17 protein-coding genes are annotated in these 20,469 nt (G+C 58.6%); 9 read left to right on the top strand and 8 right to left on the bottom strand.

Annotation, left to right across the window (positions count from 1 at the left end; all coding sequences use genetic code 11):
* The first annotated feature begins 14 nt into the window (after window positions 1-14).
* A complete protein-coding gene (locus BUC24_RS20745; RefSeq protein ID WP_229448479.1) occupies window positions 15-638 on the top strand; it encodes a chalcone isomerase family protein in 624 nt (207 codons plus the stop codon).
* 63 nt (window positions 639-701) lie between these two features.
* Here the strand turns inward: BUC24_RS20745 and BUC24_RS20740 are convergent, their stop codons facing one another.
* Window positions 702-983 carry a hypothetical protein gene (locus BUC24_RS20740; protein WP_083599056.1) on the bottom strand — a complete coding sequence of 94 codons (282 nt, stop codon included), beginning with the start codon at window positions 981-983 and terminating at the stop codon, window positions 702-704.
* A gap of 141 nt (window positions 984-1,124) precedes the next feature.
* Here BUC24_RS20740 and BUC24_RS20735 point away from each other — a divergent pair, with 141 nt between their 5' ends.
* Entirely contained in the window at window positions 1,125-2,075 is a 951-nt protein-coding gene (locus tag BUC24_RS20735) for a LysR family transcriptional regulator (protein WP_073221248.1), read from the top strand.
* Here the strand turns inward: BUC24_RS20735 and BUC24_RS20730 are convergent, their stop codons facing one another.
* Both BUC24_RS20730 and BUC24_RS20725 read right to left on the bottom strand, forming a co-directional pair.
* Window positions 2,076-3,638, bottom strand: a complete 1,563-nt coding sequence (locus tag BUC24_RS20730; protein ID WP_083599055.1) for a methyl-accepting chemotaxis protein — start codon at window positions 3,636-3,638, stop codon at window positions 2,076-2,078.
* Window positions 3,639-3,736: 98 nt separating this feature from the next.
* Window positions 3,737-4,192, bottom strand: a complete 456-nt coding sequence (locus tag BUC24_RS20725; RefSeq protein ID WP_073221246.1) for an Lrp/AsnC ligand binding domain-containing protein — start codon at window positions 4,190-4,192, stop codon at window positions 3,737-3,739.
* A 185-nt stretch (window positions 4,193-4,377) separates the two neighbouring features.
* On the opposite strand from BUC24_RS20725, the gene putA reads away from it, so the two are divergent.
* Both putA and ald read left to right on the top strand, forming a co-directional pair.
* Window positions 4,378-8,025 carry a trifunctional transcriptional regulator/proline dehydrogenase/L-glutamate gamma-semialdehyde dehydrogenase gene (putA, locus tag BUC24_RS20720; RefSeq protein ID WP_073221243.1) on the top strand — a complete coding sequence of 1,216 codons (3,648 nt, stop codon included), beginning with the start codon at window positions 4,378-4,380 and terminating at the stop codon, window positions 8,023-8,025.
* Between the two features lie 36 nt (window positions 8,026-8,061).
* Window positions 8,062-9,177 (top strand): alanine dehydrogenase, encoded by a 1,116-nt coding sequence (gene ald / locus BUC24_RS20715; protein ID WP_073221241.1) that lies wholly within the window; start codon window positions 8,062-8,064, stop codon window positions 9,175-9,177.
* 234 nt (window positions 9,178-9,411) lie between these two features.
* Here the strand turns inward: ald and BUC24_RS20710 are convergent, their stop codons facing one another.
* The 5 genes from BUC24_RS20710 to BUC24_RS20690 are packed head-to-tail and all read right to left on the bottom strand — an operon-like array spanning window position 9,412 to window position 14,124.
* A complete protein-coding gene (locus BUC24_RS20710; RefSeq protein ID WP_073221238.1) occupies window positions 9,412-10,170 on the bottom strand; it encodes a 5'-methylthioadenosine/adenosylhomocysteine nucleosidase in 759 nt (252 codons plus the stop codon).
* A gap of 13 nt (window positions 10,171-10,183) precedes the next feature.
* Entirely contained in the window at window positions 10,184-11,413 is a 1,230-nt protein-coding gene (locus BUC24_RS20705; RefSeq protein WP_083599054.1) for an ABC transporter permease, read from the bottom strand.
* Window positions 11,406-12,140, bottom strand: a complete 735-nt coding sequence (locus tag BUC24_RS20700) for an ABC transporter ATP-binding protein (protein WP_073221232.1) — start codon at window positions 12,138-12,140, stop codon at window positions 11,406-11,408. The genes BUC24_RS20705 and BUC24_RS20700 overlap by 8 nt, the downstream gene beginning before the upstream one ends.
* The gene (locus BUC24_RS20695; RefSeq protein WP_178372588.1) at window positions 12,137-13,369 is read right to left on the bottom strand and encodes an efflux RND transporter periplasmic adaptor subunit; all 1,233 of its coding nucleotides are present in this window, start codon (window positions 13,367-13,369) and stop codon (window positions 12,137-12,139) included. The genes BUC24_RS20700 and BUC24_RS20695 overlap by 4 nt, the downstream gene beginning before the upstream one ends.
* 35 nt (window positions 13,370-13,404) lie before the next feature.
* On the bottom strand, window positions 13,405-14,124 hold the full coding sequence (locus tag BUC24_RS20690) for a YIP1 family protein (protein WP_178372587.1): 720 nt from the start codon (window positions 14,122-14,124) through the stop codon (window positions 13,405-13,407).
* 790 nt (window positions 14,125-14,914) lie between these two features.
* On the opposite strand from BUC24_RS20690, the gene BUC24_RS20685 reads away from it, so the two are divergent.
* The 5 genes from BUC24_RS20685 to BUC24_RS20665 all read left to right on the top strand — a co-directional run bounded on the left by BUC24_RS20685 (window position 14,915) and on the right by BUC24_RS20665 (window position 20,426).
* Window positions 14,915-15,952 carry an NAD(P)H-dependent flavin oxidoreductase gene (locus BUC24_RS20685; RefSeq protein WP_073221224.1) on the top strand — a complete coding sequence of 346 codons (1,038 nt, stop codon included), beginning with the start codon at window positions 14,915-14,917 and terminating at the stop codon, window positions 15,950-15,952.
* 12 nt (window positions 15,953-15,964) lie between these two features.
* Window positions 15,965-17,587, top strand: a complete 1,623-nt coding sequence (locus BUC24_RS20680; RefSeq protein WP_073221221.1) for a GMC family oxidoreductase — start codon at window positions 15,965-15,967, stop codon at window positions 17,585-17,587.
* Between the two features lie 115 nt (window positions 17,588-17,702).
* Window positions 17,703-18,473, top strand: a complete 771-nt coding sequence (locus tag BUC24_RS20675; protein WP_073221217.1) for an ABC transporter ATP-binding protein — start codon at window positions 17,703-17,705, stop codon at window positions 18,471-18,473.
* Window positions 18,473-19,180 carry an ABC transporter ATP-binding protein gene (locus BUC24_RS20670; protein ID WP_073221214.1) on the top strand — a complete coding sequence of 236 codons (708 nt, stop codon included), beginning with the start codon at window positions 18,473-18,475 and terminating at the stop codon, window positions 19,178-19,180. Before BUC24_RS20675 ends, BUC24_RS20670 begins: the two co-directional genes overlap by 1 nt.
* A gap of 37 nt (window positions 19,181-19,217) precedes the next feature.
* On the top strand, window positions 19,218-20,426 hold the full coding sequence (locus BUC24_RS20665) for an ABC transporter substrate-binding protein (protein ID WP_073221211.1): 1,209 nt from the start codon (window positions 19,218-19,220) through the stop codon (window positions 20,424-20,426).
* The last annotated feature ends 43 nt before the right edge of the window (window positions 20,427-20,469 follow it).

Raw genomic sequence — 20,469 nt, 5'->3', positions numbered from 1 at the left:
ACAACGGAGACAACATGAGTGCAATGAACAAAATGCGTATCACGGGTTTGCTGGCTGGGATGTTCCTGGCTTGCGCTTTCTTGCAAACCGCGGGCGCAGCGGAGGTCGCGGGCGTCAAGTTCCCGGATACCGCCAAAGTTGGCGGTAAGGAACTGCTGCTCAATGGCCTGGGTGTTCGCACCAAGTTCATTGTGAAAGTCTACGCGGCCGGCCTTTATCTGCAGCAGAAAGAATCGACGGTTGACGAAGTGCTCAAGGCCGATGGCCCGCGCCGCATGCAGCTGATCATGATGCGCGATATCACGTCCGACGATTTCGGCAACGCCTTCATGAGCGGTCTGAACAACAACGTCGACAACAAAGACAAGTCGAAGATCGTCACCCAGATCAGCAAATTTGGCGAAATGTTCGCGCAGATCGACGCGCTGAAAAAAGGCGACGTCCTGGACCTCGACTATATTCCTGGCACCGGCACCCAGTGCTATCTGAACGGCAAGCGGGTTGGCGAGACAGCGCCGGATCTGGTGTTCTACAACTCCATCCTGCGCATCTGGCTGGGCGACAAGCCGGCTGACAACACCCTCAAAACCAAACTGCTGGCCCCAGCGGCGGCAGCACCGGCACCAGCCAAGAAATAACAGTATCCTGGCTGGCGAGCGGCGCCCGGGCAACCCGGCGCCGCTTTTTTTCAGCCGGCGGATTTAGTCGCGCGCACCCATCGCCCGCAATTCGGCTGCATGGCTGGGACCGCTTGAGGCGGCAATCATCGTTTGCATCAGGCGCCGGTCGCGCAGTTTGGCACGCGCAATGCGCTGCTCGAGCGACAGCCGTGGCCGCACCAACAGCAGCGCTGCGCGAAAAATGCCGGTTAGCAGGGGGCGAAACAGAAAGAGTACGCCAGCGCCGAGGATGAACGCCGCCAGCAGACGGAGCGCGGCCCCGGCCGGGATACCATGTTGAAGTACAAATGCAGAGCTAGACACGCGGATTCCAAGAGTTCGATGTTTCTATGTGGAACTATAGTGCAACGCAACATATAGGGCCAATAGCGTGTGCTCATATCGGTTATATCAAATGTGAATGCGTTAATGTATGATTAACCATCAAAACCCTTTCTGGATCCCATGAGCTTCCTGACCCTGGATTTGAACCTGCTGCGTGTATTCGACGCCGTAATGACAGAACAGAACCTGACGCGCGCTGCCGGCCACCTGGCCATGACCCAGCCCGCCGTATCCAACGCCATCAAACGCCTGCGCGAAAGTCTGGGCGATGAATTGCTGATCCGCACTGCTTACGGCGTCAAACCGACGCCGCGTGCCGAATCACTATGGCCGGCAGTCCGCCAGGCCCTGGCGGGTCTGGAAGCCGCCGTCACGCCGGAAACTTTCGACGTTTCCAAGGCTCACGCCACCTTCCGCATGGCCATGGCGGACGCCACTGCCGCCTTCTGGCTACCGTCGCTGATGCGCTCGATTGAAAGCGAAGCCCCGGGCGTCAACGTGCGCATGGTGCCCCTGACCACGCGCGAGCCGCGTCCCATGCTGCTGCGTGGCGATATTGACCTGGCGGTGGGTTTCTTCCCCGGCGTGGCTGCACAATTGTCGAGCGACACCAGTTCCCCGATCCGCCACGAACGGCTGTATTCCGGCCACTATGTATGCGTGATGCGCAAGAATCACCCGCTGGCCAAGGTCGAACTGGGTATGGAGAACTATTGTTCAGCCAACCACTTGCTGGTCAGCTTTTCCGGTCGGGCCCATGGCCTGGTCGACGAAGCGCTGGCCCAGATCGGGCGCGAGCGCCGCATCCTGCTGACCGTGAATCAATTCTTCACGGCAGGGCGGGTGGTTGCCAACTCGGACTTGATCACGGTCTTGCCAAAACACTTGATAGCCTCGACCGGCATGACCGATGCACTGGTCTGGCGCGAACTGCCGTTCACGCTGCCGGCGGTCCACCTGGACATGCTGTGGCATGAACGCGACGCCCGCAGCCCCGCCCACAAATGGCTGCGCAAGCATCTGGAAGGCATGAACACCAACCAGCTGCGCACCGTCAACACCAGCGACTGATCAGCCCGCGCTGGAGCGGTAGCCCACCCGGAACCCGCCCCAGTGCTGCCCATCCACGTAAATGGGCGCCGACAGGTCGTGCATCACCTCGCCCGTATCGCGTTTGTAGGTTTGCAGTAAAAACGGCTTGGTATTGGCGCCGCAGCGCGCGCCCGTGCGGTCGTTAAAGATGCGCTTGGTGCGGTTGTTGACGATATCGACATCGTAATTCCCCGTCAGCGGCTGAGAAAATTTCTTGTTGTGAGTAGGGAAGTAGCCATTGTTATCCACCGCGCCCGCATAGGCCAGCTGCGGCATAGCCGCCAGCAAGCCTTCCTGCAGATCAGGCAAGGCGCGGTCGGTAAATGCATCAAAAGCGGTGCGGTGCTTGGGCGGATCGGTGTTGGGAATGGGCGTGTAGCGCCGGTCGAACAAGGCTTCGCGCGAAATTTGTCCGGCTTTTATGGCGGCGCTGAACAGTTGCCCCACCTCGTGCGCGGCCCGCTGCGCCGCTTCGCGTATCGCGTCATGCGGCGTTTCCACCGATGACATGCCGAGCGCGCCGGCAATCGATTCCGCCTTTTCCGCCAGCGCCATGGCCGATTCCGTGGCTCGGGGCAAGGCCTGATCGGTCGACAACATGCTGTCGCGAATCTGCGCCAGCGAGGCCGTGATCCCCTGGGTCGTCTTCACATGCGCGCGTGCGGCGCCCGCGATCTGCCCGATCTCTTGCTCCGATACCAAGGCCGATTGCTCGATCGTGGAAAGAAAGCCATGCACCCGCTCCACATTGCCGGCGGCGTCGCTGACGCTGCCATTGAGCGAGGCCATGCCCAGTGCTGCCTGCTCGGCCTGTTGCGTGATGGCTTTGACCATCGTGCCAATCTCGTCCGTCGCTTCACGGGTGCGATGCGCCAGCTGGCGCACTTCGCCCGCCACCACGGCAAAGCCGCGCCCATGTTCCCCCGCGCGGGCCGCTTCGATGGCCGCATTCAGGGCCAGCAGATTGGTGCGCGCAGAAATTTCGCTGATGACTTCGGCAAATCCGGCAATCGCACGCGACTTTTGCTGCAGCGCGACCATGTTGGCCTGGGCCTGGCCCGCCTCTGTACGTGCGCTGCTGATGCGCTGCAAACCCTGGTCCACTTCGGCACGGGCAGCCACGCTTTCGCTGCGCACCTGGGCGGCGATCCCGGCGGCCCGTTCGGCGTTGCCGGCAATTTGGACGGTGCTGTCGGCCACCTCGCTCGCGCTGCCGGCGATGCGTACCGTGATCTGCACGTCATCGTGCATCTTCTTTTTGACGGAGTCGACAAAGTAGGACGTTTCGGCCGCGCCGATCATGATGTCATCGATCGAGTGACCGACCACGGCCAAAATCTGGCGGTCTTCACCACCGCGATCGCTCGAGGTGAACAAGAACACGATCAGGGAGAGGGTGCTGGCCAGCAGCGCGCTCCAGCCGGGGCCGAGGGTGCCGCCACTGATCCAATTGATCAAAAGTGTCGTCAGCGCGCCTGCCAGCACGGCTGCCAGGGCCAGCGCCAGACGGCGATGGGGGGCGGACAAATGAAGCAGCTTCATGAAACTCCTCGGCGTCGCTGTGGCTACGGTATCAATAACTGTTACCGTAACTCATCGCCGCCGTGAGCTCAACGCATTTGTGACTTCGCGACCAAAAGTTATTTAATAGGTAGCTTGGTGGTATTTTTTACTTCTTCCATCACCGCATAGGTGTGGGTTTCGCGCACGCCTTTCTGGAGCAGCGTCTTACCCAGGAATTCGCGGTACGCCGCCATATCTTTCACGCGCGCCTTGACCAGATAATCGAAGCCGCCCGCCACCATGTGGCATTCCAGCACTTCTGGAATCAGCTGCACACTGTTTTTGAAGGCATCAAAGACTTCCGGTGTGGTCCGGTCGAGCACGACTTCAATGAAGACCAGCAGCGATACATCGAGCAGCTGCGGGTTGAGCTGGGCTGTATAACCCATGATATAGCCGGCTTCGTGGAGCTTGCGCACCCGTTCCAGGCAGGCTGCCGGAGACAGGTTGACACGGGCTGCCAGCTCCACGTTGCTGATGCGTCCGTCGCTCTGCAATTCCGACAGAATCTTCTTGCTGATCTTGTCCAACATTTCGCTCTATGCTCCACCATTAATATAATTTGGTGAAATTGTCTCACCAAAAACTATCTATGGCTAGTCTTCTGTAATACCAGAATTAATCCAGAAGAAACCCCACTACAATCGAATCAAATTGCCGCGCATTGTATTTGCGTGCGGCAGACGTTATTTCTCCTCTATTGAAGCGACACCTTTCCATGCACACTGCAGCCGCCCCGGCCCCCTCGTTCCTCCCTTTTGCCGCACTTCAGGAAGAAGTCGTCAGCCAGCCTTCCTTGTTGCGCGCCGCCATCACGGCGGCCTACCGCCGCGATGAAGCTGACACCGTCGGCTGGCTGCTGTCCCAGGGCGTACGTCCCCATGCCGACGCGCACGCGCTGGCGCACCGCCTGGTTGCTGCGGTACGCAGCAAGCGCACCCGCTCGTCGGGCGTGGACGCACTGATGCACGAGTTTTCGCTCTCGTCCGAAGAAGGCGTGGCGCTCATGTGCCTGGCCGAAGCGTTGTTGCGCATTCCCGACAGCGAAACCGCGGACCGCCTCATCGCCGACAAAATCAGCAAGGGCGACTGGCGCAAACACCTGGGCGAATCGCCTTCGCTGTTCGTCAACGCCGCCACCTGGGGTTTGCTCATCACCGGCAAACTGGTGGACACCAGCAGCGAAACAGGGCTCGGCTCGGCCCTGACCAAGCTCATTTCCAAGGGTGGCGAGCCGCTCATCCGCAAGGGCGTGGACCTGGCCATGCGCATGCTCGGCAACCAGTTTGTGACCGGCCAGACGATCGACGAAGCGCTCAAGAACAGCCGTGACAACGAGTCGCGCGGCTACCGCTATTCCTACGACATGCTGGGCGAGGCAGCGCTGACCGAGCTTGACGCCAAGGCCTATTACGCCTCGTACGAAAAAGCCATTCACGCGATCGGCAAGGCGTCGAACGGGCGTGGCATCAAGGACGGGCCGGGCATCTCGGTCAAGCTGTCGGCGCTGCACCCGCGCTACAGCCGCGCCCAGCATGGCCGCGTGATGAGCGAACTGCTGCCGCGCCTGCGCAGCCTGCTGCTGCTGGCCAAGCAGTACAACATCGGCCTCAATATCGACGCCGAAGAAGCCGACCGCCTCGAAATATCGCTCGACATGATGGAAGTGCTGGCCTTCGATCCCGCCCTGGCCGGCTTTGACGGCATTGGCTTCGTGGTGCAGGCCTACCAGAAGCGCTGCCCGTTCGTGATCGACTACCTGATCGACCTGGGGCGCCGCAGTGGCCGCAACTTCATGGTGCGTCTGGTCAAAGGCGCGTACTGGGATGCCGAAATCAAGCGCGCCCAGGTCGATGGCTTGCCTGGCTACCCGGTGTACACGCGCAAGGTCTACACCGACGTGTCCTACCTGACCTGCGCCAAAAAACTTCTGGCCGCGACCGACGTGATCTATCCGCAGTTCGCCACCCACAATGCGCACAGCCTGTCCGTGATCTACACGTGGGCCAAGGCCGACGGCATCACCGACTACGAATTCCAGTGCCTGCACGGCATGGGCGAGACCCTGTACGACCAGGTGGTGGGCAAGGACAATCTGGACAAGCCCTGCCGCATCTACGCGCCGGTCGGTTCACACGAAACGCTGCTGGCCTATCTGGTGCGGCGCCTGCTGGAAAACGGCGCCAACTCGTCGTTCGTGAACCAGATCGTGGACGAAAAGGTCGCCATTGAAAGCCTGATCGCCGATCCATTCGAAGCATCGCGTGCCCAGGGCGGGGTACCGCACCCTGGCATCGTCCTGCCAGTGCAGCTGTTTGGCGCCGAGCGAAAAAATTCGGCAGGTTTCGACCTGGCCAATGAAGACGTACTGCGCAAACTGGCCGCCGCCCTGGCCACGCCGCGCTCCTACAGCGCAGCGCCGCTGATCGATGGTGCGCCAGGCGCCCCGAACTGGCAACAGATCGTCAACCCGGCGCAGCATGCCGACGTGGTGGGCCGCGTGGCCGAAGCCAGTGCGCACGATGTTGAAGTCGCCATCCATGCCGCCAACGCCTATGCCATGGACTGGCAGACCACGTCGCCGTCCGAGCGCGCCGCCATCATTGCCAAAGTGGCCGACCTGTTCGAACAACATTACGAAGAACTGATGGCGCTGGCCGTACGCGAGGCCGGCAAATCGCTGCCGAACGCGATTGCCGAAATCCGTGAAGCAGTCGACTTCCTGCGCTACTACGCGGTGCAGGTAGAAGGCACGCAGAACATCCTGGCGCTTGGTCCCGTTGCCTGCATCAGCCCATGGAACTTCCCGCTGGCGATCTTTACCGGTCAGGTAGCGGCAGCGCTGGCAGCCGGTAACGTGGTACTGGCCAAGCCGGCCGAGCAAACGCCCCTGATCGCGCATCGCGCGGTCGAACTGTTCCACCTGGCCGGCGTGCCGCGTGGCGCGCTGCAGCTGCTGCCGGGCCGCGGCGAAATCGTCGGTGCGCGCCTGTGCGCCGATGCGCGCGTCAAGGGCGTCATCTTCACCGGCTCCACCGAAGTAGCGCAACTGATCAACCGCACCCTGGCGCAGCGCTCGGCCACCGAAAACGCCGACATCGCCCTGATCGCCGAAACCGGCGGCCAGAACGCGTTGATCGTCGATTCGTCCGCACTGCCAGAACAAGTGGTGCAAGACGTGATGACCTCGGCCTTTGACAGCGCCGGCCAGCGCTGCTCCGCGCTGCGCGTGCTGTTCCTGCAAGAAGACATCGCCGACAAGACCATCAAGATGCTCAAAGGCGCCATGCAGGAACTGCGCGTTGGCAGTCCGGACCGCCTGCAGATCGATATCGGCCCCGTGATCGACGCCGAAGCACAGCAAAATCTGCTCAAGCACATCGCCCGCATCAAAGCCAGCGCCAAAGCCCACTTCGCGCTCGAACTGCCGCCCGAACTGGCAGCGCAAGGCACCTTCGTGCCGCCAACCGTGCTGGAAATCGGCTCGCTGGCCGAACTGACGCAGGAAGTATTTGGCCCGGTACTGCACATCGTGCGTTATCGCCGCGCCGACCTGGGCAAGATCGTCGACTCGATCAACGCCACCGGCTTCGGCCTGACGCTGGGGATTCATTCGCGCATTGACGAAACCATCGACTTCATCACCGCGCGCGCCCACGTCGGCAATATCTATGTGAACCGGAATATCGTCGGTGCCGTGGTTGGCGTGCAGCCGTTTGGCGGCGAAGGAAAATCGGGCACCGGTCCCAAGGCCGGCGGTCCGCTTTACCTCAAACGCTTGCAGAAGGGCGCTGCGCCGCTCCTGCAGCACGAACGCCAGGCCGCGCCAGGTCTCGACTCGCTGCTGGAATGGGCCCGTACCCACGGCCACCAGCGCGTGGTCACGCTGGCCGAACAATACATGCGTACCACCTTGCTGGGCACCTCGCTTGGTCTGCCCGGTCCTACCGGAGAGCGCAATGCACTTGCGTTTGCTGCGCGCGGATCGGTGCTGTGCGCCGCGTCCGACATTGGCGTGCTATTGAATCAACTGGCTGCCGTGCTGGCAACCGGTAACCGCGCCATTGTCGTGGCCCAGTCCAAGGACGTGATCCCGCAAGGCTTGCCGAATGATGTAAAAGAGCGCATCGACTTTGCTGCCAGCATTGAAGCCGTCAAGACCGACTATCAGCTCGCGCTGGTGGAAGCGGCATTGGCAGGCAGCCTGCGCGCGCAGCTGGCCGCCGGTAATGGCGCCATCGTCGGCGTGATCGACACCACCGAAGAAGGTGCGATCCCGCTCTGGCGCCTGGTGGCGGAGCGCGCGCTGTGCGTGAACACCACGGCCGCGGGCGGTAATGCCAGCTTGATGACACTTGGACTTTGAATCGGACAATAAGATGGTTTAACCCTGGAGGAAGACATGATTGTTGGCGTACCGAAGGAAATCAAGAACCATGAGTACCGTGTCGGACTGACCCCGCCCAGCGTACGAGAACTGACGCTGCGCGGGCATACGGTGCTGGTGCAAAAAGGCGCCGGTGCCGAGATTGGCCTGGCCGACGAGCAGTATGTCGCTGCCGGTGCGTCCATTGTCGACACGGCCAAAGACGTTTTCGCACGCGCCGAGATGATCGTCAAAGTCAAGGAACCGCAGCCAGGCGAATGCGCCATGCTGTCCGAGGGTCAGATTCTGTACACCTATCTGCACCTGGCGCCGGACCCTGAACAAACGGCCGCGCTGGTCAAGTCTGGCGCTGTGTGCATCGCTTACGAAACCATTACCGGGGCCGGCGGTGGTTTGCCGCTGCTGGCGCCAATGAGCGAAGTGGCAGGGCGCATGGCAATCCAGGCTGGTGCCGCGCATCTGGAAAAATCGAAGGGCGGCATGGGGCTGCTGCTTGGCGGCGTGCCTGGTGTGGCTGCCGGTCATATCGTCATCATCGGTGCCGGCGTGGTTGGCACCAATGCCTTGCAGATGGCTGTTGGCACCGGTGCGCGCGTTACGGTGCTCGACAAGAGCATTGAACGCCTGCGTCAGCTCGACCTGGTGTTTGGTGGACGCATTTCGACGCAGTATTCGAATGCGCATGCGATCGAGGAAGCGGTGTTGTCGGCGGACCTGGTCATTGGTGGCGTGCTGGTGCCGGGCGCCGCTGCACCCAAGCTGGTCACGCGTGACATGATTTCGCGGATGAAACCGGGCGCCGTGGTGGTTGACGTGGCGATCGACCAGGGTGGCTGCTTTGAGACCTCGCATGCAACCACGCATGCCGATCCTACTTTTGTGGTGGACGGGGTGGTGCACTACTGCGTGGCCAACATGCCAGGGGCGGTCGCGCGCACCTCGACCTTCGCGCTCAATAACGCGACGATCGGACATGCTGTGGCATTGGCTACAAAAGGCTGGAAGAAAGCGCTGGCTGACGACGCGCATCTGCGCAATGGTTTGAATGTCTGCCAGGGGAAAGTGACGTACGAAGCGGTGGCGAGAGATCTGGGTTATACCTACACCCCCGCAGAATCACTGCTCGTCTAAACATCGTCCTCGCGGAGGCGGGGACCGATAGCACGCATGCATGGTATGGGTCCCCGCCTGCGCGAGGACGATGTGACTAGGTTTCCAGCTCGCGACAAAACCGCGTGACTATCTGAAACGCATACCGCGACGCCACAGCACTCACAAACCGCATAAAAACATCGTCCTCGCGGAGGCGGGGACCCATAGCACGCATGCATGGAATGGGTCCCCGCCTGCGCGAGGACGATGTGACTAGGTTTCCAGCTCGCGACAGAATCGCGTGACTATCTGAAACGCATACCGCGACGCGACCGCACTTACAAACCGCATGAAATCCGTCGCCGCCGCCTCATTCGCGTTATCAGAAATGGTGCGCATGACGGCAAACGGTACCCCCATCTCGAAGCACACCTGCGCCACGGCCGCACCCTCCATCTCCACCGCCAGCATTCCCGGCAAAGCCTCGCCGAGCGCATTGATCCGCTGCGCGCTGCTGATGAACTGATCGCCACTCGCAATCAGCCCGCGATGCACCCGCGGCTGGCCGAGGGCAAACTGGCCCCGTTCGGCCGCATCAATCGTCGCCTCAAAGTCGTGCGCCAGGAAGCGCTCGGCGCTATCAGCCAGCCGATTGGTCAAATACAAGTCCGTCTGAAAATGCGCCAACCCGGTCAGCGGCACTTCAAACCGCGGAAACAAGGGGCTGGCATCCATATCGTACTGAAGCAGCGAATCGGCCACAACAATGTCACCCACGCGCACACCAGCATGCCCGGCGCCTGCCACCCCGGTGAACAAAACGTGGGTTACCCCAAAGCGCTCAATCAACATGCTCGCTGTGGTCGCGGCGGCTACCTTGCCGATGCGCGAGAGCACGCACACAGCCTCAACGGCACCAATCCGGCCCCGGGTGTACTCCCGCATACCATGGATGAGCTTGGCGGGGCCTTGCATGGCCTCCACGAGGCCCTGTTGTTCTTCCTGAAGCGCGCTGATGATGCCAAGTCGCATATGTGTGCCGTATTTACTCGTACCGTAAGGCGTCGATCGGATTCAGATTGGCGGCCTTTGCCGCCGGCATGATGCCAAACAAAATACCGACCAGACTGGAAAAACCGAATGCCATTGCCACCGCCCACCATGGCACCACGGCATCGGGGAAGTTCGGGATCATTTTAGCGGCGCCAAAGCCCAGTGCATAACCAAGCACCAGGCCAACCAGGCCGCCCAGCAAGGACAACGTGGTCGCCTCAATCAGAAATTGCAGCAAAATGTGGTGCCGCTGCGCGCCGAGCGCTTTGCAAATTCCGATTTCGCGGGTGCGCTCCGTGACCGACACCAGCATGATGTTCATGATGCCAATACCGCCCACTAGCAAGGAAACGCTAACAATACCACCCAGCACGGCCGTCATCATGTTGATGATGGTCGCAAAACTGTCCGCCAGCTGCTGCGAGGTCTGGACTTTGAAATCGTTCCTCTGGCCTGGCTTGAGGCGGTGCGCCTGGCGCAGCAAGGAAACCAGACGCGCTTGAACAGCGTCGACCTGCTCGATGTCATTCACTGTAAAAGTAATGGCAACGTTAAGGCGAGCTTTGTTGCCAGCGATTGCATTGCCGACAGCGAAAGGAATCAGGACGTAATCGTCCTTGCTGAATCCAAAGGTTTCACCCTTTTCTTCCGTCATCCCGATGATTTTGAACCACTCGCCGCCAATTTCCAGGTATTCCCCCACCGGGTCGTCAGGCAGCTTGAGTTTCTCACGGACTTTGGTCCCGATCACGCAAACCTTACGGCGCGATTGATCATCGGACATGCGGATGAAGCGGCCTTTGTCCGGAAACACTTGATGCGCGTCCTGATAAGCCTCGGTGATGGCCATCACCTGCGTGAAGGCCGACTGACCCGTGTGGCGCACTGTCGTACCAAAATCGCCAAAGGGCATAAAACTGGGCGAAACATTGCTGATGTCGTCGATATGGGCGACCACTTTTTCGTAGTCCGCCATGCTGAGCACGTTGACTTTGCCCTGCATGATTTCTTCCATCGGGGTATCGGCGCGCACGGTGAGGCTGTTCGAGCCAAGTCCCTTGAATTCATTGCTGATGGAAGCGGACAGGCCTTGTACGATGGACACTACCGCGATGACGGACGCCACCCCGATGATGATCCCCAGCGACGTCAAGAAGCTGCGGAAACTGTGGGCACGAATACTTTGCAGGGCAGAGCGGAAGCTTTCAATGATGCTAAACATGGCCGCTCTCCTCATGGCCTGCAGCCATTCGCGGCGCGTTCATCACATCACTGAGTACCCGTCCATCGGCCAGGCGGACTGAGCGCCTGCAATGGGCGGCAATATCGGGCTCGTGGGTCACAACGATCAGGGTCTGGCCTTCGGCATGCAAGGTATCGAACAGGGCCATGATATCGGCCGCCGTGGTGGAGTCCAGATTACCCGTTGGTTCATCGGCAAGCAGAATTGACGGTTCGCTGCATAGTGCGCGGGCAATGGCGACGCGCTGCCGCTGCCCGCCAGACAGTTGATTTGGCAAATGATCGAGGCGATTTTCCAATCCAACCCGGGCCATTGCTTCCCGTGCCCGGCGCGCCCGTTCCGCTGGACGCATGCCACGGTAAATGAGTGGCTGCATCACGTTCTGTAAGGCAGTGGCGCGCGTGAGCAAGTTGAAACTCTGGAAAATGAAGCCAATCTCTTCATTGCGAGTACGGGCCAGTTCGCTTTCGCTCATCCCCGCCACATCTCGTCCGTTGAGAAAGTATTTACCCTGAGTGGGACTGTCGAGACAACCAAGAATGTTCATCATGGTCGACTTGCCCGAACCCGACGAGCCGATGAAGGCCACATAATCGTTGCGGGCCACCTGCAGGTCAATCCCATCAAGCGCGGCAATGGTCTCTCCACCCATTTGATAATGCTTGGTAATGCCTTCCAGGCGGATCAGCGGCGCTGCGACGGTCATGCCTTGGCTTTTTCCGTCGTCAATTTTCCCGGTACCGGCTTGACTGGCTCGGCCTTGACCGGATCGCCCTGTTTTAAATGGCGAAGAACTTTGTAGGGCCCCACGATCACCGCTTCACCTGCTTCCACACCGGCCAGTATCTGCTGCTGACTGTCATCGGAAATGCCGACAGTCACGATGCGTTTGTCTGCTTTGCCATTCTTAGCAACGAACACGTAATTTTCAGTCTTGATCTGGACCTTGGCGTTCTTGCCGTCCTTTTTGTTGGCAAGCTCGGTATTTTCATCGTTGTTCGACAACACAGCTTGCAAAGGCAAGGCCAGCGACTTGCCGGAATGCGCAGTAAAGATCTCGGCGCGGCAAGTCATGCCTGGCCGCAGGGATAAATTCCCCGAATCGAGCAACTTGACCTTGATGTTGTAGTTGCGGGCCAAGGAATTCCCACCTTGCGCCGCGCCAGCGGCATTTTGTTTCGGCGACAGGGGAATCATCGTGACTTTGCCTTTGATCGGCGTGTCTGGATAGGCGGCAGTGTGAATCGCCACTTCCTGATCGACAGCAATCTTCCCGATATCGGCCTCATCGACATTGACTTCAGTGATCATGGTCGAGGTGTTGGCAATCGTCATCAGGCTGGAACCGGCAATACTGACCTGGCTGGCAACGGCGGTTTCGCCAACCTTGATGTCTAGCGCGGTAATCGTGCCCGAAATCGGCGCCCGGATCGTGGTCTTGGCAAGCCGCTCGTTTGATTGCTTGAGAATTGCTTCCACTTGCTCGAGGCGCGATCGGCTGTTACGCAGCTCGATCTTGGCGGAATTCACAGCAAACCGCGCATCGTCGATCTGCGATTCCGCGATCATTTTCATGCGGTGCAGTTCTTCCTTGCGCTTGAGCTGAGTTTCCTGGTTGGCCAGATTGAGCTGCTGCTGCTCGATATTGATGCGCTGCTGGCGAACCGCTGCTTCCTGTTGTGCCACTTCGGCGCGATAGCTTTGATCGTCCAGATGCAACAGCAGATCACCTTTTTTGACCTGCTGACCTTCTTTTACAAAGATGGTGCTGACCTTGCCGATCACTTCCGGCGACAACAGCACCTGTTCTTCATAGAGCAGGTGGCCGGAAGCCAGAATGGACGACTTGATTTCACGGAAGGCGATCTTGTCTGTTTCCACGGCGCGGGCAGGTTCGCCCCGGGTGATCTTGAGCACCACAGGGATGCACAACATAACAACAACCGCAGCTATGCCCAGGTATTTGCCCTTCATGCTGCCTTACTCATGGCAAACGCAAACCAGATGCCATAGATCGTTACGTAGGGAACCAGCGTCACCAGCAGCGCGGACATGCGTGAGGCCTTGGCCCAGATCTGGTAGCCGATGACTGTCAACGCAATACTCCAGAGCATCGGCAAGCTGATTGCGTCCATGACGCCTGCCATTGAACTGCCAAACTCGTAATGGAAAATCAGTTGGTTCAGCGACAAGGGGTTGAGATCGGAAAACGTCAGTTGTCCATTGGACGACATCAAAATCTGGATCGCGGCCAACGGCAACGAAAGGATGGTAGGGATGCTGGACCAGGTGGCCAGAGAAAAGCCGTCGTTGAAGGTGAACTCTTTGTTGGTAACTTTGCTAACCAGCATGAAATAGACGCCCATGATGGCCATGATGATCGGCGTTCCCACGAGTACCCCAAAGATGCTACCGCCCATCAAGATGCCTTTGCTCATCATATTGGCAGCTGCGTCACGCTCAGTCGCAGGCATGTTTGCAACCATTTGCTCGCGCAGCCAAGGAAAGTCGACGGCGGTGAAGTACCACACCATGACGATGAGTGAACAAGCCACGATCAACAGCAATGGCAACCATCCATAGCGACGCGGCGAAAGCATGGCAAACGCTCTTGATGGCTCATAGAACATGGATGTCACTGCGCTCAAGGGGGAGTTGCCAGGCATGTCGGCAGTTTTGGTCATTTCCATAGGAACGTATGCTCGCGAGAAGGTGGGTGATGGCCTGTACAGGCGGTGCCCAGAATAGCATATCAACAAGCAATATTTACATTTTGCTGGCTTATGCATATCAAAGAAAGTTTGGCTCTGCTTTATGCACGCTTTTCGCCTGGTTTACTGTTTTATATAACTTGTATGTATACATAAAGTAGTAGTGATAGTAAACGAGAGAGAAGTTGTGGATAAGTCGCGATTTATCCAAAGGATCAAGAACTTGCGTGCAAAAAAAGTGGCTGGACAAACAGTGTAGGAAAACAGGAGCTTTATTGGATAAGTTTTCGGTTGTTCACAAGTAGAGCGGTTTTACACATCCCATCCTGTGGATATGCAATGACTTATCCACAGAGTGTTGGCTTCACCGTCTTTTTTTTTGTCTTCAGAGCAATTGCGTCAGTGTCAGGATCGGAGTTCACTTCTTGCAATTTTCAAATTTCACGCGTTTGTTCAATGTTGAGATTCTTGTCTTCAGAGCACTTTGTTGCCGAGGTTTGCGCCTTTGGTTTTTCGGGGTGCTCCGTTGTTTGTTTACTTAAGAAGGTAATATATATGTTTAATAGTAGTTGTTAACGCATGCTGTTTTCTGTGGATAAGCCTCTTTAGTTCCATCGAATCATGGGTTTACAGCCGGTATAAGGCGCTTGCTTGCTCTGTATCTGCTTGGGGTCAAATCTGGACAAAAAACAGGCTGTGCATAAAACCGCGTTTATCCACAAATGGCACCTGTGGATATCCAGACGGTTATCCACAAGGGGGGGTAGTCATGCTTCTACAGGATCTTTTTAAGTTTCCGATTGTTCAGGGTCCGATGGCGGGCGGCGCCACCACGCCTGCACTGGTTGCCGGTGTTTCCAATGCCGGTGGTTTAGGTTCTTTGGCAGCTTCCTTGCTGTCACCCTCTGTCATGCGCGATCAGGCCGCCATCATCCGCTCCATGACCACGCAGCCGTTTTTGATCAATCTGTTCGTACTTGAGACGCCGTCACCCTCCCAGGAAGACATTGCAGAGGCATCCGAATTGTTGCGGCCGCTGTGGGAAAGCCTGGGATGGGACCGCCTGTCCGTTCCGGCGGCCTGGTGCGAAAGCTTTGAGGGGCAACTTGCTGCACTGATTGAATTGCGTCCTGCGGCAGCCAGCTTCACTTTTGGCATTCTTACCCCGGCCCAGGTCGAACGCCTGCATAGCGCCGGTATCTTTGTGATTGGCACTGTCACGACGGTGGACGAAGCCCTGGCCTGGGAAACGGTGGGTGCCGACGCCGTGATTGCGTCAGGTGTCGAGTCAGGGGGACATCGAGGTACGTTCCTCGGTCCGCAGGAGGAGGCGACCTTGTCCGCCAAGGCCTTGTGGCCCCTGGTCGCTGCCGCGGTCAAGATTCCGACCATTGCTGCCGGGGCCATCATGACCGGTGTTGATATCCTTGAGGCCATGTCTCTGGGAGCAGAGGCAGTACAAATGGGCAGCGCCTTCCTGGTTTGTGATGAGTCCGGCATCAACCAGCATTACCGTAACGCCCTCATTCATGCTGGCGACACGCCTACCCGCCTGACACGGGCATTTTCCGGCCGCTATGCGCGCGGACTTGAAAATCGCTTCATGCAAGAAATGAAAGCCGTGGAAACGCGCGTTCCCGCGTATCCTGTGCAAAACGCTTTGACAACCGGCATTCGTGCTGCTGCTGCGGCAAAGGGCGACACGGGTTTGATGTCCCTATGGGCAGGCGCCGATATTCGCCGCGCTCGCCCGATGTCCGTTGCCAAATTAATGCAGACCCTGGTCGCGGAAATGCGCACCAAGTAGAGGAGACGTGGATTGGAATCGGCAGGTGACTATGACTATATTATTGTCGGCGCTGGAACAGCCGGCTGTGTACTTGCCAATCGGCTGACCCGCAATCGTGACGTCAACGTACTGTTGATCGAAGCGGGCGGGCGCGACGATTATCTCTGGATTCATATTCCTGTCGGCTATCTGCACTGCATCGGCAACCCGCGCACCGACTGGTTGTATCGTACCGAAGCGGAAGCTGGCCTCGGTGGCCGTTCGCTGATCTACCCGCGCGGCAAAGTATTGGGCGGAAGTTCTTCCATCAACGGCATGATCTACATGCGCGGACAGTCGCAGGATTACGACCGTTGGGCCGAGGTCACCGGCGATTCCTCCTGGTGCTGGGACCGAGTGCTTCCCATGTTCATGAAAAGCGAAGACTATTACGGCGGCAGCAGTGCTGCCCATGGCAGCGGCGGTGAATGGCGTGTGGAAAAGCAGCGCTTGTCCTGGCAAATCCTGGATGCGTTTCGCGATGCCGCCGAACAAACCGGCATCCCCAAAACGCAGGACTTCAATGGTGGTGACAATGAAGGCTGCGCCTATTTTGACGTGAATCAGAAGCGTGGTATTCGCTGGAATACCGCCAAGGCCTTCCTCAAGCCTGCGGCCGCGCGCCCCAACTTGACCATCATGACCGGGTGCCACGTGGAGCGCCTGATCCTGGAGGACAGCGATCAAGGCAAGCGTTGCAGCGGCGTGGAATTCACAGGCGGCGGCACGGCCTGGTTCGCGCATGCTTCACGTGAAACAGTGCTGACAGCAGGGGCGATTGGCTCGCCGCAAATTCTGCAAGTGTCAGGCATCGGGCCCGCGGCCTTATTGCAAGACAAGGGCATTGCCGTGCAATGTGATTTGCCCGGCGTCGGCGAAAATTTGCAGGATCACTTGCAGCTGCGGATGATCTACAAAGTCAGCAACGCAAAGACACTGAACACCAGCGCGGCAAGCTGGTTCGGCAAATTTAAAATCGGGCTTGAGTATGCACTCCGGCAGAGCGGGCCGATGTCGATGGCGCCATCGCAGCTTGGCGCCTTTGCGCGTTCGGATCCATCACAGGCAACGCCGAATCTGGAGTATCACGTGCAGCCCTTGTCACTGGAAAAATTCGGCGACCCCTTGCACCCGTTCCCGGCATTTACCGCCAGTGTGTGCAACCTGCGCCCAAGTTCGCGCGGCCATGTACGCGTTGCTTCCGGCGATTCCTACGCTGCACCCAAAATCACGCCGAACTATTTAACTACGGCAGAAGACCGTCGTGTTGCCGGCGCTGCGCTGGCACTGACCCGCCGCATCGTTGCCGCGCCTGCTTTGGCAAAATACGCGCCGCAAGAATTCGCACCGGGTGTGCATTTTTGCACCGAGGACGAATTGGCCGAGGCCGCAGGGCAAATTGGCACCACGATTTTCCATCCGGTGGGTACCTGCAAGATGGGCAAAACGGACGATGATCTGGCCGTGGTTGACAGTCAGCTGCGGGTACGCGGCGTGAAGGCACTGCGCGTGGTTGACGCATCCGTGATGCCGTTCATCACATCCGGAAACACCAATTCGCCGACCTTGATGATTGCGGAAAAGGCGGCGCAAATGATCGTCAATACCGCCTAGACTTTCCCAATACGTAAAGGTAGTTCTACTGTATTGTGAGCAAAAACCTTCATGTGTATTATCTGTCTAAAAATGTTTTTCAGAGCTTAACAAAAGGCCAGAAAACGGAGACACGATGACAGACGTCATTCTGGAAACACGGAACTTGAGCAAAGAGTTCAAGGGGTTTACCGCAGTCAGTGACGTCAACCTCAAGGTTGAACGTGGCCATATCCACGCCCTGATCGGTCCGAACGGGGCAGGAAAAACCACCTGCTTCAATCTGCTGACCAAGTTTCTCACTCCCAGCGCAGGACAGATCCTGTTCAATGGCACCGACATCACCGGTGCGAAGCCGGCGCAGATTGCCCGCATGGGCATCATCCGCTCGTTCCAGATCTCTGCGGTCTTTCCGCATCTGACTGTGCTGCAGAATGTGCGCATCGGCTTGCAGCGCGAACTGGGCACGTCCTTTCATTTCTGGCAGAGCGAGCGCCGTCTTGATCGTCTCAACGAGCGCGCCATGCAATTGCTGGCCGAAGTGGACCTGGCTGCCTTTGCCGATACGCTCACTGTCGATTTACCATATGGCCGCAAGCGTGCGCTGGAAATTGCCACCACGCTGGCAATGGAACCGGAGTTGATGCTGCTGGATGAACCAACCCAGGGCATGGGCCACGAAGACGTGCATCGCGTGACCGCGCTGATCAAGAAGGTCTCCGCCGGCCGCACCATTTTGATGGTGGAACACAATATGAACGTGGTCTCCGGCATCTGCGACAAAATCTCCGTGCTGCAGCGCGGCGCCATGCTGGCCGAAGGTACCTATGCGCAAGTGTCCGCCAATCCGCAAGTCATGGAAGCGTATATGGGCACTGCCGAAGTGGCGCTGGAAGGGGCCCATTGATGGCGGCCGCGCTGGAAATTACCGGCCTGCACGCCTGGTACGGCGAGTCCCATATTCTGCACGACGTCAATCTGACCGTGAACCAGGGCGAAGTGGTGACCTTGCTGGGCCGGAACGGCGCCGGGCGCACCACAACTTTACGCGCGCTGATGGGTCTAACCGGGGCACGCAAAGGGTCGATCAAAATCAACGGGGTCGAGGCAATTGGCTTGCCCACGCACCGCGTGGCGCATCTTGGCGTTGGCTATTGCCCGGAGGAGCGGGGCATTTTTTCTTCCTTATCCACCGAAGAAAACCTCATGCTGCCGCCGCAGCTGGCTGGTCCGGACAAGGGTATGTCGGTGGCGGAAATCTACGAGATGTTTCCGAACCTGCTAGAGCGCAGGCACAGCCAGGGAACACGGCTGTCTGGTGGCGAACAGCAAATGCTGGCAGTGGCGCGCATTCTGCGTACCGGCGCGCGCCTGCTTTTGCTGGATGAAATATCCGAAGGCCTGGCGCCGGTCATTGTGCAGGGCTTGGCGCGCATGATCACCACGCTCAAGTCCAAGGGCTACACGATTGTTATGGTGGAACAGAATTTCCGATTCGCAGCACCGCTGGCGGACCGGTTTTATGTGATGGAGCACGGTCAGATTGTCGAGACTTTTGCTGCGTCCGAATTGAGCGCCAAGATGCCGGTACTGACCGAGCTGCTGGGTGTGTAAGCAAACCACAAGAACTATCCCTCACACGGAGACAACAATGAAACGTCAAGCACTTGCCGTCGCGGTAACCGCCGTATGCGCTTTCGGTTTTTCCCTTCCAGCCGCCGCGCAGGTATCGGGCGACACCATCAAGATCGGCCTGATGACCGACATGTCCGGCGTTTATTCCGATATCGACGGGCCCGGCGGTGCCGAGGCAGTCAAAATGGCGATTGCCGACATGGGTGGCACCATTGAAGGCAAGAAAATCGAATTCATTGTTGCCGACCACCAGAACAAAGCCGACATCGCCGCCAGCAAGGCGCGCGAGTGGTTTGACCAGCAGGGCGTCGACATGCTGATCGGCGGCACCAATTCGGGCGCCAACCTGGCAATGGCCAAGGTCGCCGCCGACAAGAAAAAGGTGTTCATCTCCATTGGCGCCGGCTCGGCCCGTTTGACGAATGAAGAGTGCACGCCCTACACCGTACACTACGCCTACGATACGGTGGCACTGGCGCGCGGCACGGGCGGCGCCATCGTCAAGCAGGGCGGCAAGAGCTGGTTCTTCATGACGGCAGACTACGCCTTCGGCCAGTCGCTGGAAAAGGACACGACCGATGTCATCAAGGCCAATGGCGGCTCCGTGGTTGGCAGCGTCAAGCATCCCTTGTCGGCGTCGGACTTTTCCTCATTCCTGTTGCAGGCACAATCGTCCAAGGCCCAGATTCTGGGCATGGCCAATGCCGGCGGCGACATGATCAACTCGGTCAAGGCCGCCAACGAATTTGGCGTGACCAAATCCATGAAGCTGGCAGGCTTGCTGGTGTTCATTAACGATATCCACACGCTCGGCCTCAAAACCACGCAGGGCATGTATCTGACGGACGGGTGGTACTGGGACCAAAGCCCGGAAAGCCGCGCCTGGTCCAAACGCTACTTCAGCAAGATGAAGAAGGAGCCGTCGATGCTGCAGGCGGCGGACTACTCGGCCACCATGAACTATCTGGCTGCCGTCAAAACCCTCAAGACCGACGATGCCGACAAGGTCATGGCGCACCTCAAGAAGACCAAGATCAACGACATGTTCGCCAAGAACGGCGAGATCCGCCCGGATGGCCGCATGGTGCACGATATGTACCTGATGGAAGTGAAAAAGCCTGGCGATTCCAAATACCCATGGGATTACTACAAGGTCGTGCAAACCATTCCAGGTGCGCAGGCCTATACCACCAAGGCCGAGACCAAGTGCTCGCTCTGGAAATAAGTTAGTCGCGCCAGGCAGGGCGGTGCTGCGCGCCGTCCTGGAT

Origin of the sequence: Massilia sp. CF038 (assembly GCF_900129765.1) — a bacterium.
GTDB lineage: Bacteria > Pseudomonadota > Gammaproteobacteria > Burkholderiales > Burkholderiaceae_D > Telluria_A.
The sequence above is the reverse complement of the archived record's forward strand: the minus strand, read 5'-3'. Positions and strand labels throughout refer to the sequence as shown.